The sequence below is a fragment of the Burkholderia sp. LAS2 genome (genome assembly GCF_018417615.1).
GTDB lineage: Bacteria > Pseudomonadota > Gammaproteobacteria > Burkholderiales > Burkholderiaceae > Burkholderia > Burkholderia sola.
Window position 1 is genome coordinate 1,136,718 of record NZ_CP071052.1, and the last position, 15,228, is coordinate 1,151,945.

The 15,228-nt window shown below is 67.2% G+C and carries 17 protein-coding genes and 1 other RNA gene; 7 read left to right on the plus strand and 11 right to left on the minus strand.

What is annotated here, in order from left to right; genetic code table 11:
• Positions 1-99 precede the first annotated feature (99 nt).
• An RNA gene (gene rnpB / locus JYG37_RS05295) (RNase P RNA component class A) lies at positions 100-511 on the plus strand.
• Positions 512-578: 67 nt separating this feature from the next.
• Here the strand turns inward: rnpB and JYG37_RS05300 are convergent.
• Complete coding sequence (locus tag JYG37_RS05300) at positions 579-1,043, minus strand: OsmC family protein (protein WP_074801272.1); 465 nt, start codon at positions 1,041-1,043, stop codon at positions 579-581.
• A gap of 410 nt (positions 1,044-1,453) precedes the next feature.
• On the minus strand, positions 1,454-1,750 hold the full coding sequence (locus tag JYG37_RS05305; protein ID WP_050013809.1) for a DUF1090 family protein: 297 nt from the start codon (positions 1,748-1,750) through the stop codon (positions 1,454-1,456).
• A gap of 311 nt (positions 1,751-2,061) precedes the next feature.
• Here JYG37_RS05305 and rplM point away from each other — a divergent pair, with 311 nt between their 5' ends.
• The 3 genes from rplM to erpA all read left to right on the plus strand — a co-directional run bounded on the left by rplM (position 2,062) and on the right by erpA (position 3,481).
• Positions 2,062-2,490 (plus strand): 50S ribosomal protein L13, encoded by a 429-nt coding sequence (gene rplM, locus JYG37_RS05310; protein ID WP_009687896.1) that lies wholly within the window; start codon positions 2,062-2,064, stop codon positions 2,488-2,490.
• A 10-nt stretch (positions 2,491-2,500) separates the two neighbouring features.
• The gene (rpsI, locus tag JYG37_RS05315; protein WP_006476904.1) at positions 2,501-2,893 is read left to right on the plus strand and encodes a 30S ribosomal protein S9; all 393 of its coding nucleotides are present in this window, start codon (positions 2,501-2,503) and stop codon (positions 2,891-2,893) included.
• A gap of 216 nt (positions 2,894-3,109) precedes the next feature.
• Complete coding sequence (gene erpA / locus JYG37_RS05320; RefSeq protein WP_006759918.1) at positions 3,110-3,481, plus strand: iron-sulfur cluster insertion protein ErpA; 372 nt, start codon at positions 3,110-3,112, stop codon at positions 3,479-3,481.
• 108 nt (positions 3,482-3,589) lie between these two features.
• Here the strand turns inward: erpA and JYG37_RS05325 are convergent, their stop codons facing one another.
• Positions 3,590-4,738 (minus strand): anhydro-N-acetylmuramic acid kinase, encoded by a 1,149-nt coding sequence (locus tag JYG37_RS05325; protein ID WP_050013808.1) that lies wholly within the window; start codon positions 4,736-4,738, stop codon positions 3,590-3,592.
• Between the two features lie 142 nt (positions 4,739-4,880).
• On the opposite strand from JYG37_RS05325, the gene tyrS reads away from it, so the two are divergent.
• Genes tyrS through JYG37_RS05340 form a run of 3 tightly spaced genes read left to right on the plus strand, consistent with a single transcriptional unit; the run spans position 4,881 to position 7,266 of the window.
• Positions 4,881-6,122: a tyrosine--tRNA ligase gene (gene tyrS, locus JYG37_RS05330; protein ID WP_050013807.1), complete on the plus strand. Its 1,242-nt coding sequence runs from the start codon at positions 4,881-4,883 to the stop codon at positions 6,120-6,122.
• A complete protein-coding gene (dtd, locus tag JYG37_RS05335) occupies positions 6,119-6,577 on the plus strand; it encodes a D-aminoacyl-tRNA deacylase (RefSeq protein ID WP_006483442.1) in 459 nt (152 codons plus the stop codon). The genes tyrS and dtd overlap by 4 nt, the downstream gene beginning before the upstream one ends.
• Positions 6,578-6,600: 23 nt before the next feature.
• Positions 6,601-7,266 (plus strand): histidine phosphatase family protein, encoded by a 666-nt coding sequence (locus JYG37_RS05340; protein ID WP_050013806.1) that lies wholly within the window; start codon positions 6,601-6,603, stop codon positions 7,264-7,266.
• Between the two features lie 63 nt (positions 7,267-7,329).
• Here the strand turns inward: JYG37_RS05340 and JYG37_RS05345 are convergent, their stop codons facing one another.
• The 8 genes from JYG37_RS05345 to dusB form a co-directional block, all read right to left on the minus strand.
• Entirely contained in the window at positions 7,330-8,466 is a 1,137-nt protein-coding gene (locus JYG37_RS05345) for a ParB/Srx family N-terminal domain-containing protein (protein WP_502775189.1), read from the minus strand.
• A 151-nt stretch (positions 8,467-8,617) separates the two neighbouring features.
• Positions 8,618-9,568, minus strand: coding sequence for an oxygenase MpaB family protein (locus tag JYG37_RS05350; RefSeq protein ID WP_213345926.1), 951 nt, complete (start codon positions 9,566-9,568; stop codon positions 8,618-8,620).
• A gap of 24 nt (positions 9,569-9,592) precedes the next feature.
• Positions 9,593-10,663 carry a Holliday junction branch migration DNA helicase RuvB gene (gene ruvB / locus JYG37_RS05355; RefSeq protein ID WP_124594283.1) on the minus strand — a complete coding sequence of 357 codons (1,071 nt, stop codon included), beginning with the start codon at positions 10,661-10,663 and terminating at the stop codon, positions 9,593-9,595.
• Positions 10,664-10,771: 108 nt separating this feature from the next.
• Positions 10,772-11,353: a Holliday junction branch migration protein RuvA gene (gene ruvA / locus JYG37_RS05360; RefSeq protein WP_031402135.1), complete on the minus strand. Its 582-nt coding sequence runs from the start codon at positions 11,351-11,353 to the stop codon at positions 10,772-10,774.
• 201 nt (positions 11,354-11,554) lie between these two features.
• A complete protein-coding gene (ruvC, locus tag JYG37_RS05365; protein WP_069616742.1) occupies positions 11,555-12,097 on the minus strand; it encodes a crossover junction endodeoxyribonuclease RuvC in 543 nt (180 codons plus the stop codon).
• A 154-nt stretch (positions 12,098-12,251) separates the two neighbouring features.
• Complete coding sequence (gene purH, locus JYG37_RS05370) at positions 12,252-13,817, minus strand: bifunctional phosphoribosylaminoimidazolecarboxamide formyltransferase/IMP cyclohydrolase (RefSeq protein ID WP_050013802.1); 1,566 nt, start codon at positions 13,815-13,817, stop codon at positions 12,252-12,254.
• A gap of 44 nt (positions 13,818-13,861) precedes the next feature.
• Complete coding sequence (locus tag JYG37_RS05375) at positions 13,862-14,095, minus strand: Fis family transcriptional regulator (protein WP_017333386.1); 234 nt, start codon at positions 14,093-14,095, stop codon at positions 13,862-13,864.
• Positions 14,092-15,159, minus strand: a complete 1,068-nt coding sequence (gene dusB / locus JYG37_RS05380; protein WP_069616741.1) for a tRNA dihydrouridine synthase DusB — start codon at positions 15,157-15,159, stop codon at positions 14,092-14,094. Before dusB ends, JYG37_RS05375 begins: the two co-directional genes overlap by 4 nt.
• Between the last annotated feature and the right edge of the window lie 69 nt (positions 15,160-15,228).

Consider the following 15,228-nt stretch of genomic DNA (forward strand, 5'->3'; position numbering starts at 1 on the left):
CCGCCGCGCGAACCCGGTCGCGTCGATCCGGCCGTGTTTCGCCGTGGCGGTGGCTCGCGCGCTGCCGACCGCGGCGCGCAGTGCTAGAATGCGCGTCGCAAAGCAGGCCAGGCAGTCGCGGCCTCGCCGCCTTCGGGCGCGCGGGGGCGAGGAAAGTCCGGACTCCACAGGGCAGGGTGATGGCTAACGGCCATCCGTGGCGACACGCGGAACAGGGCAACAGAAAGCAAACCGCCGATGGCCCGGCGCAAGCCGGGATCAGGTAAGGGTGAAACGGTGCGGTAAGAGCGCACCGCGGCGACGGCGACGTTCGCCGGCACGGTAACCTCCACCCGGAGCAATTCCAAGTAGGCAGGCGCGCATTTTCGGATGCAGGACGGGGCCCCCGTCTCGTCTGCGGGTAGGAAGCTTGAGCGCGTCAGCAATGGCGCGCCTAGAGGAATGGCTGCCACGCGTTGCGCGCTTCGGCGCGCGGCGTGCACAGAATCCGGCTTATCGGCCTGCTTTGCCGCTCGAATGCGAAAGGGCCGGCGCTCCCTGCGGAGCGCCGGCCCTTTTTTCATGCGCGCGCCGCGCGATCAGGCGGCGACGATGTCGAACGAATGCGTGAGTTCGGCCGTTTTCGCGATCATGATCGACGCGGAGCAATACTTGTCGTGCGACAGGTTGATCGCGCGTTCGACCGTGGCCGGGTTCAGGTTGCGGCCGGTGACCGTGAAGTGGAAGTGCACCTTCGTGAACACCTTCGGATCTTCGCTCGCGCGCTCGGCCTTCAGCGTGACCGAGCAGCCGCTCACTTCCTGGCGGCTCTTCTTCAGGATCAGCACGACGTCATAAGCCGTGCAGCCGCCGGTGCCGAGCAGCACCATCTCCATCGGACGCGGCGCGAGGTTGTGGCCGCCGCCTTCGGGCGCGCCGTCCATCGTGACGAGATGCCCGCTGCCGGTCTCGGCGGAAAACGCCATGCCGTCCTGGCCCATCCAGCTTACTTTGCATTCCATGCTTGCGCTCCAGCGTTGCCTGATTCGGATTCGATCCGGCATTGTAGCCCGCGGCGCAACGGTCGGCTGATGCGCTGCAAGACGAGCAATGCCGGCGCCGAGCGAGCGGCGCGGCGAGCGGCGATTTCCCTGCTGAATTTAGGGGTTTTGCTCTAGATGCGGGCGGTTTGAAGTTGTGCGTGACGCGCTTATATGCTTGATTTTGAATGGAAATTAATTTGCGTAAGCTTTTCGACTGGCATCCCATATCGTGGGAGTTGATTTCGCAATGCAAATTTTCTTGTGGACTCGGTCGGGCATTCGTATAATGACTCTCATTGGTTGTCGCGCTGCGGCAACCTCCGAATGTCTCCTCCACCCTCCTCCTGAGGTGGATTAAGCCCGAACCAGCCGTTCGGGCTTTTTTTCGTCCCATGCAAACATCGGCGCGCGGCTTGCGCGCGTCGGCACCGTCACGCGGGCTGCCGCGCGGCCGGCTGCGACGTCGCGTCCGGCGGCGTGCCGCGCGAGTCGGCCTCCGGCGCCGGTGCAGGGGCGGCCGACGCGTGGCCGCGTGCGCAGAAGTGGCGGACGCGTTCGCGCACCGCGCGCAGGCGCACGATGCGGTCTTCGGCATGGGCGGTTCGGGCTTCGGCGATGCGTGCATCGAGCGCGTCGAGCTTGGCTTCGCAGCCGGACGCGGCGACGGCGGGCGCCGCGGCGGCCAGCAGCGCGGCCGCGAGGAAGGGCGTAAGTCGTTGTTTCATCATGCTGGTTTGTTGTTTTTCGGGTTTGGCCGGTCTGGCGCGGCAAGGTCATGTGCCGCACGTCGATGGGTGCCGCCGCAGGCGCTCGGTTCGCCTGGCTTGTCGGGGCACGACCGGATTTTGGCCCATTTCGGCCGCCGCGAACACGGGGCGTGGATTCTCTTTGACCACGCAGCCGTATTTCCTTTATAATTCAGGGCTTTTCCGCATTCATGCCCACGGAAAAAGAACAGGGAGAGCCTGCACCGCGCCTCGAAGCGCACACAGACAAGCAGGAAGAACACATCGGGCAAAGCATTTTTTTTGGATCGATCATGAAGACGTTTTCCGCAAAAGCCCATGAGGTGACGCGCGAATGGTACGTGATTGACGCGACGGATAAGGTTCTCGGCCGTGTTGCCAGCGAAGTGGCACGCCGTCTGCGCGGCAAGCACAAGCCTGAGTTCACCCCGCACGTCGACACTGGTGATTTCATCATCATCATCAACGCGAGCAAGTTGAAGGTCACGGGCAACAAGACGCTGGACAAGAAGTACTACCGTCACTCGGGCTACCCGGGCGGTATCTATGAAACGACGTTCGGCAAGATGCAAGAGCGCTTCCCGGGCCGCGCGCTCGAGAAGGCGGTCAAGGGCATGCTGCCGAAGGGCCCGCTCGGCTACGCGATGATCAAGAAGCTGAAGGTCTACGCAGAAGCGACGCATCCGCACTCGGCTCAACAGCCGAAGGCGCTCGAGATCTAAGGGGACCCACATGATCGGTAACTGGAACTACGGTACGGGCCGCCGCAAGAGCGCAGTCGCACGTGTCTTCATCAAGGCTGGCAAGGGCGACATCATCGTCAACGGCAAGCCCATCGCTGACTACTTCTCGCGCGAAACGTCGCTGATGATCGTGCGTCAACCGCTGGAACTCACGAACCACGGCCAGACGTTCGACATCAAGGTGAACGTCAACGGCGGCGGCGAAACGGGTCAGGCAGGCGCAGTGCGCCACGGCATCACCCGTGCACTGATCGACTACGATGCGACGCTCAAGCCGTCGCTGTCGAGCGCAGGCTTCGTCACGCGCGATGCGCGTGAAGTCGAGCGTAAGAAGGTCGGTCTGCGCAAGGCTCGCCGCGCAAAGCAGTTCTCGAAGCGTTAATTCCGCTTCATGGCCTCGCCGCCTTCGGGCGGCGTCCGCCGGAAAAACCGCCAGCTTTCACGCTGGCGGTTTTTTTATGTCCGCTTCCGGGCCGCTGCGGCGGCCCCCGCGCGGGCGCGTTTGATGAAATCGACAAGAACCTATTGATTTCATGGACTTCAGCACGATCTTCTGATCGGCCCTACAATAGCGGCTAAAGCTTTTTGGAGAGTTCGAATGAACGCTGTTACCGAATCCGCAGCAACGACGACCGATATGCCGCTGCCGTTCGTCTTCACCGACGCCGCGGCCGACAAGGTCAAGCAACTGATCGACGAAGAGGGCAATCCCGACCTCAAGCTGCGCGTGTTCGTGCAGGGTGGCGGCTGCTCCGGCTTCCAGTATGGCTTCACGTTCGACGAGGAAGTCAACGAGGACGACACCGTGATGAACAAGAACGGCGTCCAGCTCCTGATCGACTCGATGAGCTACCAGTACCTGGTCGGCGCCGAGATCGACTACAAGGACGACCTCAACGGCGCCCAGTTCGTGATCAAGAACCCGAACGCGACCACCACCTGCGGGTGCGGTTCGTCGTTCTCGGTCTGAGCGCACGGCAGATCCGCGCCGGTTCTGCCGGAATGAAAAACGGGGCTTCATGCCCCGTTTTTTTATACACGCCCGCCTTGTCGCGCTCGCCGCGCGGCGAGTGTCGCATCAGCGCGGATAGAGCGCGCCGAGCACGCGGTTGCCGGCTGCGCCGGTGACCGTCGCGAGATTGCCGGGCTGGCGCGCGGTGAAGCGGTACGCGAGCCACGCGAACGCGAGCGCTTCGACCTGCTGCGGCGGCACGCCGAGCGCGGCCGTCGTGTCGACGGTGGCCGGCACGCCGGCCTCCCGCAGCGCGTGCCGGAGCCCATCGAGCAACACCGGGTTGCGTGCGCCGCCGCCGCATACGAACACGGCCTTGCAGCCCGGTGCGTGCTGCGCGATGTCGCGCGCTACCGACACGGCGGTGAGCGCGGTGAGCGTGGCTTGCACGTCCTCCGGCGCAACCTGCGCGAATGCGGCGAGCTTCGTATCGAGCCACGCGGGATTGAACAGGTCGCGTCCGGTGCTTTTCGGCGGCGGCGCGGTGAAATACGGTTCGTCGAGCAACGTGTCGAGCAGCGGCGCGTGGACGGTGCCGCGTGCGGCGAACTTGCCGCCGTCGTCGTACGGCTTGCCCAGATGGCGGGTCGCCCACGCATCGATCAGCGCATTCGCCGGGCCGCAGTCGAAGCCGCGCACGTCGCCGCCCGCGTTGGGCAGGATCGTGATGTTGCTGATTCCGCCGAGATTGCAGACGACCCGCGTTTCGCCCGGCGCGCCGAACACCGTCGCATGGAACGCCGGCGCGAGCGGCGCGCCGTGGCCGCCGGCGGCCACGTCGCGGCTGCGGAAATCGGCGATCACGTCGACCTGGGTCAGCTCGGCGAGCAGCGCCGGATTGTTGAGCTGGCGCGTATAGCCGCGCTCGGGGCGATGGCGCACCGTCTGGCCGTGCACGCCGATCGCGCGGATCTCGTCGCGCGACAGCCCGGCCGTGCGCTGCAATTCGTGGCAGCACACCGCATAGCGCGTGACGAGCGCATTCGCCGCGAGCGATTCGCGGTCGATCTCGTTGTCGCCGGGCTGCTGCAGCGCGAACAGCGCGTCGCGCAGCGATTGCGCGAAGCCGACGAACGCTTCCGCGAGCACGACCGGCGCGCGGCCGGCCTCGAAACGCACGGCGACGCCGTCGACGCCGTCCATGCTGGTTCCAGACATCAGCCCGAAGTAGATGCCGTCTGCCGGATCGGCATGCTGCGGCGGTCGTTGCGGCACGTTGGGTTCTCCTGGATCGTGCGGCGCGGGCCGGTCCCGCGCGCCTTGCGCCCGATTATCCGCGCAACGTGACGCGTCGTTAAGCGATGCGCGCGCAAGTTATGGGAAAATCCCTGTTTTTGCGACATTCTTCCTGGCACCGATGAGCACCGAACCCAGTTCCAAGCCCGTTTTCCCGATCACCGACGAAGTCCGGCATGCGCTCGCCGTCACGAAGCGCGGCGTCGACGAGCTGCTGATCGAGGAAGAGTTCGCGCAGAAGCTCGCGCGCAGCGCAGCCACCGGCACGCCGCTTCGCATCAAGCTCGGGCTCGATCCGACCGCACCGGACATCCACATCGGCCATACGGTCGTGCTGAACAAGATGCGCCAGCTGCAGGACCTCGGCCATACGGTGATCTTCCTGATCGGCGATTTCACGTCGCTGATCGGCGACCCGTCGGGCCGCAACGCGACGCGTCCGCCGCTCACGCGCGAGCAGATCGAATCGAACGCGAAGACCTACTTCGAGCAGGCCGCGCTCGTGCTCGATCGCGACAAGACCGAGATCCGCTACAACAGCGAATGGTCGATGCCGCTCGGTGCGGACGGGATGATCAAGCTCGCGTCGCGCTACACGGTCGCGCGGATCCTCGAGCGCGAGGATTTCACGAAGCGCTTCCAGGGCGGCGTGCCGATCTCGATCCACGAATTCCTGTACCCGCTGATGCAGGGCTACGATTCGGTCGCGCTGAACGCCGATCTCGAACTCGGCGGCACCGACCAGAAGTTCAACCTGCTGGTCGGCCGCGAACTGCAGAAGCAGTACGGCCAGGAACAGCAGTGCATCCTGACGATGCCGCTGCTCGAAGGCCTCGACGGCGTCGAGAAGATGTCGAAGTCGAAGGGCAACTACGTCGGCATCAGCGAGAAGCCGACCGACATGTTCGGCAAGCTGATGAGCATCTCGGACACGCTGATGTGGCGTTACTTCGAGCTGCTGTCGTTCCGCAGCCTCGATGAAATCGCCGGCTTCAAGCGCGACGCCGAAGGCGGCCGCAACCCGCGCGACTTCAAGGTGCTGCTCGCGCAGGAAATCGTCGCGCGATTCCATTCGCAGGCCGACGCAGAGCGCGCGCTCGAGGACTTCAACCACCGCGCGAAGGGCGGCGTGCCGGACGACATTCCGTCCGTCACGCTGGCCGGCGCGCCGCTCGCGATCGGTCAGTTGCTGAAACAGGCCGGGCTCGTGCCGTCGACGAGCGAAGCGCTGCGCAACATCGATCAGGGCGGCGTGAAGATCGACGGCGCGACCGTGTCCGACAAGGGCCTGAAGGTCGAGGCCGGCGAATTCGTCGTGCAGGTCGGCAAGCGCCGCTTCGCACGCGTCACGCTGACCGCATGATCGCGCTGATCCAGCGCGTGACGCGCGCCGACGTGCGCGTCGGCGGCCGCACGACCGGCGAGATCGGCGCGGGGCTGCTCGCGCTGGTCTGCGCGGAGCGCGGCGATACCGAGGCCGCGGCCGACAAGCTGCTCGCGAAGCTGCTCGGCTACCGCGTGTTCAGCGACGCAGCCGGCAAGATGAACCTGCCGGTATCGAACATCGACGGCGAAGGCCGCGCGGGCGGCCTGCTGCTCGTGTCGCAGTTCACGCTCGCGGCCGATACGAACAGCGGGCTGCGTCCGAGCTTCACGCCCGCCGCGCCGCCCGACGAAGGCGCGCGGCTGTTCGACTATTTCGTCGCGGCCGCGCGGGCGCGCCATCCCGTCGTCGAGACGGGCGAGTTCGGCGCCGACATGCAGGTGTCGCTGGTCAACGACGGCCCCGTGACGTTCTGGCTGCAAGTGCGGCCCTGATTCTTCCCCGGAGGCGCGCCGCGATGGCCACCACGCAGATTCTTTTCATCCGCCATGGCGAGACGGCCTGGAACCGCATCAAGCGCATCCAGGGGCATATCGATATCCCGTTGGCCGATACGGGGCTCGCGCAGGCGCAGCGGCTGGCGGCGCGGCTCGGGCGCGACGCGCGCGACGGCGCGCGGATCGACGCGGTGTATTCGAGCGACCTGATGCGCGCGCAACAGACCGCCCAACCGTTTGCCGATGTGCTCGGGCTGCCGCTGCTGCTGCGCGAAGGGTTGCGCGAACGCTCGTACGGTGCATTCCAGGGGCACGACAGCACCGAGATCGAGGCGCTGTTTCCGGACGCGTATGCGGCGTGGCAGACGCGCGATCCCGGCTTCGCGCCGGAGGGCGGCGAGTCGCAGCGCGAGTTTTATCACCGCGTGCTGCATGCGCTCGAACCGATCGTCGCCGCGCATCCGGGCGGCCGGATCGCGTGCGTCGCGCACGGCGGCGTGCTCGATTGCGTGTATCGCTTCGCGAACGGGATCGAGCTGTCGGCGCCGCGCAACTATCAGTTGCTCAATACCAGCATCAACGTCGTCGATTACGTGGATGGCCGCGCGCAGGTCGTGCAGTGGGCCGACGTGTCGCATCTCGAAGCCGCGAGCGACGATGACGACGGGTACCGCAAGGTGCTTTGAGCACGCGGGGCCCGTCCGGCATGGCATGGCCGGGCCGGGGCTCCCTTCCTTCCGGCGTGACGCTTACTGCGGCAGCCCGTGGCGCGTCTTGTAGTCGAGCGCGTACGCGATCTTGCCGGGCTTGTCGGCCGTGATCGGCTGGCGCAGCTTGTCGAATTCCCCCTTGCTGTATTTCTTCCCGCCGTTGATCGCATCGGCGCGCCCGAGGTCGGCGCCCGTCTTGCCGTCGATCACGGGGTCCGTGGTCGCGACCATCCGCGTCGACGCATTCCACACCGCGTTCAGGTAGCCCGTGTCGGCCTTCGCCGGATCGGGGTCGGTTGCGCCGGCGCGCGTCAGGTCATAGCCGGCGAGCGAGAACGTGCCCGGTTGCGCGCGCAGCCAGTCGGCCCAGTAGAACTCGAGGTAGTCGGTCGCTTGTGCGGGCTTGCTGTAGCCGATGTCGCGCGTGAAATAGACGAGCGAGCGGTAGCGGTCGTTCGTCATCCCGAGTGTCAGGCCGAGCCCGGTCGGCAGTTGCGCGGTCGTGATCGGCTTGCCTTCGCCGTTCTTGAGGCGCAGATAGCCGCGGCTTTGCATCTGCTGCCAGAACACGTCGCCCGAGTAGTCGCCGAGGTTGTCCTTGACGACGACGTGCACGTGCAGCGCCGGGCCGCCGTCGGGCGTCTCGTAGTAAGTCGACAGGCCGTGGTGGCCGTCCGTCAGGTACAGCGCATCGCCGTTCGGGCCGATCACGACGGGGTTCAGCACCGAGCGGTCTCGAGCGTTCGCGTCGGTCGTCGCGCACCTGTAGCTGGCCGGCTCGCGCAGCGACGATCGGGCCGTGTAGCCGCTCGATGCGACGCCGCCGAGGCCTTCGTCCGCGCAGAAGTCGTCGAACTTCTTGTCGGGCTGCCGTTCGTAGCGGCCGAGCTTGTAGTAGATCTGGTCGTAGCCGATCGCTCCCTGCGTCGGATGGAGATCGCCGAGCGTCACGTCGATCAGGTCGCCGGCGCGGGCGGCTTTCCACTTGCCCGGTTGCGGCCGGGTGGTCGCGGGCGGCGTGGGGGCCGGTGCGGTCGTCGTGCCGCCGGACGGCGGTTGTGCGTCCATGCGCGCGACGGCGGCGACATCGTCGCCTCCGCACGCGGCGAGGGCGAAGACGGTGGACAGGCTGGCGGCAACGGCGAAACGGATCGGCAGGCGTGGCATCGCGGGCATCGGGCGTCGGTCGGGTGGGCGGGCGGGCGGGACTTCGCGCGGGTCAGTGGGCGTCGGCGACGAGCAGACGTGCGACCGTGCGCGGGTGCAAGCCCGTCAGCTTGCCACAGCTATTTGACAGTCAATTGAAATGATCGGAACAAGCGGACCGTCAGACAGACGGGGTGCCGTCGGACGGGGAGGCCGTCGCGCGGCGGCGCGCACGCTTCGACGCGCCGTTCACGAGCGCCCAGCGCAGCACGGGCGCAACCGCGCGTATGCCGGGCCGGACCAGCGCACTGCGCAACGGCGCGAACGTCGACACGCCGAGCATGCGCTGCGCCCACGGCGGCAGCAGGTCGATCCCGGCATGCATCACCAGCGACGCGGCAGGCCGCAGCGCGGGCTTCGCGACCGGCACGTTCAGCAGGATGGACATCACGTCGAACGTACGCGGCCCTGCTTCGAGTTCGGGCAGCATGCGCGCGAGATAGGCGGCGACCTCGGCGCGCGAACGCGGCACCTCGCGGGCGCCGAGCAACTCGGCGATCAGCGCCGTCTCCGCGTAATAGCGGTCCTGCAGTTCGCCCGACAGCGCCGGATTCACGTAACGCAGATGCGCGGCGAGGAAGCTCGACACTTCCGCGACATGCACCCAGGTCAGCAACGCGGGATCGTCGGCGCGGTACGGCCGGCCGTCCGGTGCGCTGCCCGAGACGCGCGCATGGATCGTTTTCACGCGCTCGATCAGCGCGAGCGCGTCCGCGCGGCTGCCGAACGTCGTCCCCGTGATGAACGTGGCGGTGCGCCGCAAGCGGCCGAAGATGTCGGTGCGGAACGACGAATGATCCCAGACGCCCGCGAGTGCGAGCGGGTGGAGCGCCTGCAGCAGCAGCGCGGCGATGCCGCCCGTCATCATCGACGTGAAATCGGCATGCACGCGCCAGCACACGGCGTCGGGGCCGAACAGCCCGGGGTCGCCCGGCGGCGAAGAGAGATCGATCGACGGACCGCCGCCGCCGGCCGTCAGGTGCGTGATGCCGGCCACGAGCCGCTTGCGGATCGGCTCCGCCCAGCGCGGGCCCGGCACGGTGGTGGGGTGGCGGCTGGGCGGCGTCGTCATGGCGGGTGCGGCTCGGGCGACGGATTACTTCCCGTCCGGGGTATCCCACTCGTCGCGTTCGGTGCGGCGGGCATCGGGCACCGACAGCCCGAAGTGGCGATACGTGAGCAGCGTCGCGACGCGCCCGCGTGGCGTGCGCTGCAGGAAGCCCTGCTGGATCAGGTACGGTTCGAGCACGTCCTCGATCGTGTCGCGCTCCTCGCCGATCGCCGCCGCGAGGTTGTCGATGCCGACCGGGCCGCCGTCGAACTTGTACAGGATCGCTTCGAGCAGCTTGCGGTCCATCAGGTCGAAGCCGACCGGATCGACGTCGAGCATCGCGAGCGCGGCATCGGCAACGGCCGCGGTGATCTGGCCGTCGGCCTTCACTTCCGCGAAGTCGCGCACGCGGCGCAGCAGCCGGTTCGCGATCCGCGGCGTGCCGCGCGCGCGCTTCGCGATTTCCAGCGCGCCGTTCGGATCGATCTGCGCATTCAGCAGCGACGCCGAGCGCCGCACGATGCGCGACAGTTGATCGGCGTCGTAGAACTCGAGGCGCGCGACGATCCCGAAACGGTCGCGCAGCGGGTTGGTGAGCATCCCGGCACGGGTGGTCGCGCCGACCAGCGTGAACGGCTGCAGGTCGAGCTTCACGCTGCGCGCGGCCGGGCCTTCGCCGATCATGATGTCGATCTGGTAATCCTCGAGCGCCGGATACAGGATTTCCTCGACGACCGGCGACAGCCGGTGGATTTCGTCGATGAACAGCACGTCGTTCGCTTCGAGGTTCGTCAGCAGCGCGGCGAGATCGCCCGCGCGCTCGAGCACGGGGCCCGACGTCTGGCGCAGGTTCACGCCCATCTCGCGCGCGATGATGTGGGCGAGCGTTGTCTTGCCGAGACCCGGCGGCCCGAACAGCAGCACGTGGTCGAGCGGCTCGGCGCGGCGCTTCGCGGCTTCGATGAAGATCTCGAGCTGGCCGCGCACCTTTTCCTGGCCGACGTAGTCGTCGAGCTGGCGCGGCCGCAACGCACGTTCGAACACCTCCTCGTGCGACGAGGTGGGCGTGGCGGCGATGATCCGCTGCTCGGTGGCGAGTTTGTCGGTTTCAATCATGCGGCCATTGTACCGCGCGACGAAGCACGGGCCACCTGGCCGAACGGCCGACTGGCGAGCGTCGCGCGGCGGCGCGACACTGGCTTCGACGGCCGGATCGAACGCGCGTTATGCCTTCGACAATGCCTTCAGCGCGAGCTTGATGCCTTCGGACACGCCGGTGCCGGCCGGCACGTTCTTGATCGCGGCAAGGCCCTCCTTCTCGGAGTAGCCGAGCGCGAGCAGCGCGTTGAGGATGTCGGTCGCGTGGTCGGACGGCGACGCGGCGCCGGCGAGCGCGCCGAGGTCGGCGCCGAGCTTGCCCTTCAGTTCGAGCAGCAGGCGCTCGGCCGTCTTCTTGCCGATGCCGGGCAGCCGCGTGAGGCGGGCGGCGTCCTGCATCGTCACGGCCTGCGCGAGCTCCTGCACGCTCATGCCGGACAGCACGGCGAGCGCCATGCGCGCGCCGATGCCGGTGATCTTCAGCAGCTCGCGGAAGGTCGTGCGCTCCTGCGGCGTCAGGAAGCCGTACAGCAGGTGCGCGTCTTCGCGGACGATCTGCTGCGTGAGCAGCACGATGCGCTCGCCCGTTTGCGGCAGGTTGTAGAAGGTGCTCATCGGCACGTCGATTTCGTAGCCGACGCCGTTGCAGTCGACGAGCAGATGAGGCGGGTTCTTTTCGAGCAGGATGCCGGCGATGCGACCGATCATGGAGGACGGGATGCGAGGAAGAAAGCGCGAGTGTAGCGCACGCGCGGCGCAATGCCGATGGGCGCGGCCGTCAGGCCGAAGCGGCGCGTGTCGCGGGTGTGTCGGGCGTGGGTAAAACGGTGAAGGTGGTCAACGCAGCCAACGCAGCCAACGCAGCCAACGCAGTCGAGCCGACGTACGTGCCGCGGCGCACGACCGGCGTCAGCCGACCAGCCGGCCGCGCCGCACGCGCAGCCCTTTCTGCGCGAGCGCCGGCGCGAGGCCGCCCAGCGTGCTGAGCGTGTCGCCGCCGTGCGCGTGGCAGATCGCCATGCCGAGCGCGTCGGCGGCGTCGGAGCCCGGCTGGCCGGACAGGTTGAGCAGCCGCGTGACCATTTCCTGCATCTGCGTCTTGGTCGCGCGGCCGTAGCCGACCACCGCCTGCTTGAGCTGCAGCGCCGTGTATTCGGCGACCGGCAGCCCGCCCGCGACGAGCCCGCAGATCGCGGCGCCGCGCGCCTGGCCGAGCAGCAGCGTCGACTGCGGGTTCACGTTGACGAACACCTTTTCGATCGCGGCCTGGTCGGGCGCGTGTTCGCGCACGATCGTCGAGACGCCCTGGAAGATCGTGCCGAGCCGGGTGGCCAGGTCGGCCGTCGGCGTGCGGATCACGCCGCTCGTGACATAGGCGAGCCGGTGGCCGCTGACGTCGATGACGCCGAAGCCGGTGACGCGCAGGCCGGGGTCGATGCCGAGAATTCGCATGAGTGAGGAGAGTGGCGTGATGCAGCGATACTACAACGAATGGTGCGGCAAGCCGATCGCCCGGTCGTGCGCGACGGCGCCGCGCAATAAAAAACCCGGCGGGAGTGATGCCGCCGGGTTCCCGTGCAGCGGCCGCGCGGGCCGCATGCGGCGATCAGTGACGGAAGTGGCGCACGCCCGTCAGGACCATCGCGATGCCGTGCTCGTCGGCCGCCGCGATCACTTCGTCGTCGCGCATCGAGCCGCCCGGCTGGATCACGCAGGTCGCGCCGGCCGCCACGACGACGTCGAGGCCGTCACGGAACGGGAAGAACGCATCCGACGCGACGGCCGAACCGGCGAGCGTGAGGCCCGCGTTCTGCGCCTTGATGCTCGCGATGCGCGCGGAGTCGACGCGGCTCATCTGACCGGCGCCGACGCCGAGCGTCATGCCGTTGCCGCAGAACACGATCGCGTTCGACTTCACGTACTTCGCGACGCGCCAGGCGAACAGCAGGTCGTCCATTTCCTTCGCGGTCGGCTGGCGCTTCGTGACGACGCGCAACTCGCTCGGCTGCACGTTGCGCGAATCGAGCGACTGCACGAGCAGGCCGCCGCCCACGCGCTTCAGGTCGAATGCGTTATGGCCGTCGCCCAGTGCGATCTCGAGCAGGCGCACGTTCTGCTTCGCGGCGAACACCTGCTTCGCGGCGTCCGTGAACGACGGCGCGATCAGCACTTCGACGAACTGCTTCGCCACCGCTTGCGCGGCCGCTTCGTCGACTTCGCGGTTGAACGCGATGATGCCGCCGAACGCGGAGGTCGGATCGGTCTGGAACGCCTTCGCATACGCGTCGGCAGAGTCGTTGCCGACCGCGACGCCGCACGGGTTCGCATGCTTGATGATCACGCAGGCCGGCGCGTCGAACGTCTTCACGCATTCCCACGCCGCGTCCGAATCCGCGATGTTGTTGTACGACAGTTCCTTGCCCTGCAGCTGGCGGTAATTCGCCAGCGCACCGGCCGGCGTCGCGAGGTCGCGGTAGAACGCCGCGCTCTGGTGCGGGTTCTCGCCGTAGCGCAGGTCCTGCACCTTGTCGAACGCCATGTTGAGCGTGGCCGGATACGCGCTGCGCGATGCGTGCTGCAGCTCGTCGGTCAGGCTCGTCAGGTAGTTCGTGATCGCGCCGTCGTATTGCGCGGTGTGCGCGAACACCTTCGTCGCGAGACGGAAGTTGGTCGGGTAGCCGATGGTGTTGCCGTTCGCCTTCATTTCATCGAGCACGACCGCGTAGTCGGCCGGGTCGACGACGACCGTGACGTCGCGGTGGTTCTTCGCGGCCGAGCGCAGCATCGTCGGGCCGCCGATGTCGATGTTCTCGATCGCGTCGGCGAGCGTGCAGTCGTCCTTCGCGATCGTCGCGACGAACGGATACAGGTTCACGACCAGCAGGTCGATCGTCGGGATGCCGTGCTGTTCCAGCGCCTGCATGTGCTCGGGCAGGTCGCGGCGGGCGAGGATGCCGCCGTGCACCTTCGGGTGCAGCGTCTTCACGCGCCCATCGAGCATTTCCGGGAAGCCGGTGTAATCGGCCACTTCGGTCACGGGCAGGCCGGCGTCGGCGAGGAGTTTCGCGGTGCCGCCCGTCGACAGCAGCTTGACGCCGAGGTCGGACAGCGACTTCGCGAAGTCGACGATGCCGGTCTTGTCGGAAACGGAAATGAGCGCTTGCTTGATCATGATGGAACCACCAATAGCCAGGGAAACGGGGACGGGACGGCCGCCTACAGCAGGCCGTGCTGCTGCAGCTTCTTGCGCAGCGTATTGCGATTGATGCCGAGGTACTCGGCGGCGAGCGACTGGTTGCCGCCGGCCTGGTCGAGCACGACCTCGAGCATCGGCTTTTCGACGCAGGACATCACCATTTCATAGACGTCGTGCGGATTGGAGCCGTCTAGATCCCGGAAATACACGTCCAGGCTCTCGCGGACACATTGTTCGATGTTGTGCTTGCTCATGCTGCTAACTGGTTATGGTCGTCCGACTCGCCCTGGCTGTTTTCCGCATCGTCATCGACGTAGACGAGGTGGTCCGACAGCGCCTTTTGCGCCTCGAAGAATGCATTGACGGCGGCGAGCTGCTCGCGGGTGGAATCGAGCGTGTTCATTCGGTGCCGGAACCCGTTGGCACCGGAAAGGCCGCGAGTGTACCAGCCGATGTGCTTGCGCGCAGTACGGACCCCGGTGAATTCGCCATAGAAAGCGTAGTGGTCTTCCAGGTGTTCGTTCATCACGTGCTGGATCTCGTCGATCCGCGGCGGGGGCAGCAGCTCGCCGGTTTGCAGGAAATGATCGATTTCGCGGAACAGCCACGGCCGGCCTTGCGCGGCGCGACCGATCATCAGCGCGTCGGCGCCGGTTGCATCGAGCACGGCCTTCGCCTTGGCGGGCGACGTGATATCGCCGTTCGCGACGACCGGAATGCGTACGGCCGCCTTCACGGCCGCGATGGTGTCGTATTCGGCGTCGCCGCGGTACAGGTCGGCGCGCGTGCGGCCGTGCACGGTGAGCATCGAGATGCCGGCCGCCTCGGCCAGGCGCGCGACCGTGATCGCGTTCTTGTGCTCGCGGTCCCAGCCGGTGCGGATCTTCAGCGTCACGGGCACCGCGTCGGGCCCGGTGCCGACCGCCGCGACGACGGCCTCGACGATCCGCTGCACGAGCGGCTCGTTCTGCAGCAGCGCGGAGCCGGCCGCGACGTTGCAGACCTTCTTCGCCGGGCAGCCCATGTTGATGTCGATGATCTGTGCGCCGTTGTCGACGTTGTAGCGGGCCGCTTCGGCCATCATCGCCGGATCGGCGCCGGCGATCTGCACCGCGATCGGCTCGACTTCGCCTTCGTGGTTCGCGCGCCGCATCGTCTTCGCGCTTTTCCACAGCTGCGCGTTGGACGCGACCATCTCGGACACGGCGTAACCGGCCCCCAGCCGTTTGCACAGCTGGCGGAACGGACGATCCGTCACCCCGGCCATCGGGGCGACGAACAGGTTGTTACGCAATACGTGAGGGCCGATAACGGGCATCGCAATGGCGCCGCCCGCGACACGCGCGGGCAGGGGAAGGGAAGACGGAAAACGGGCATTTTACCGTAT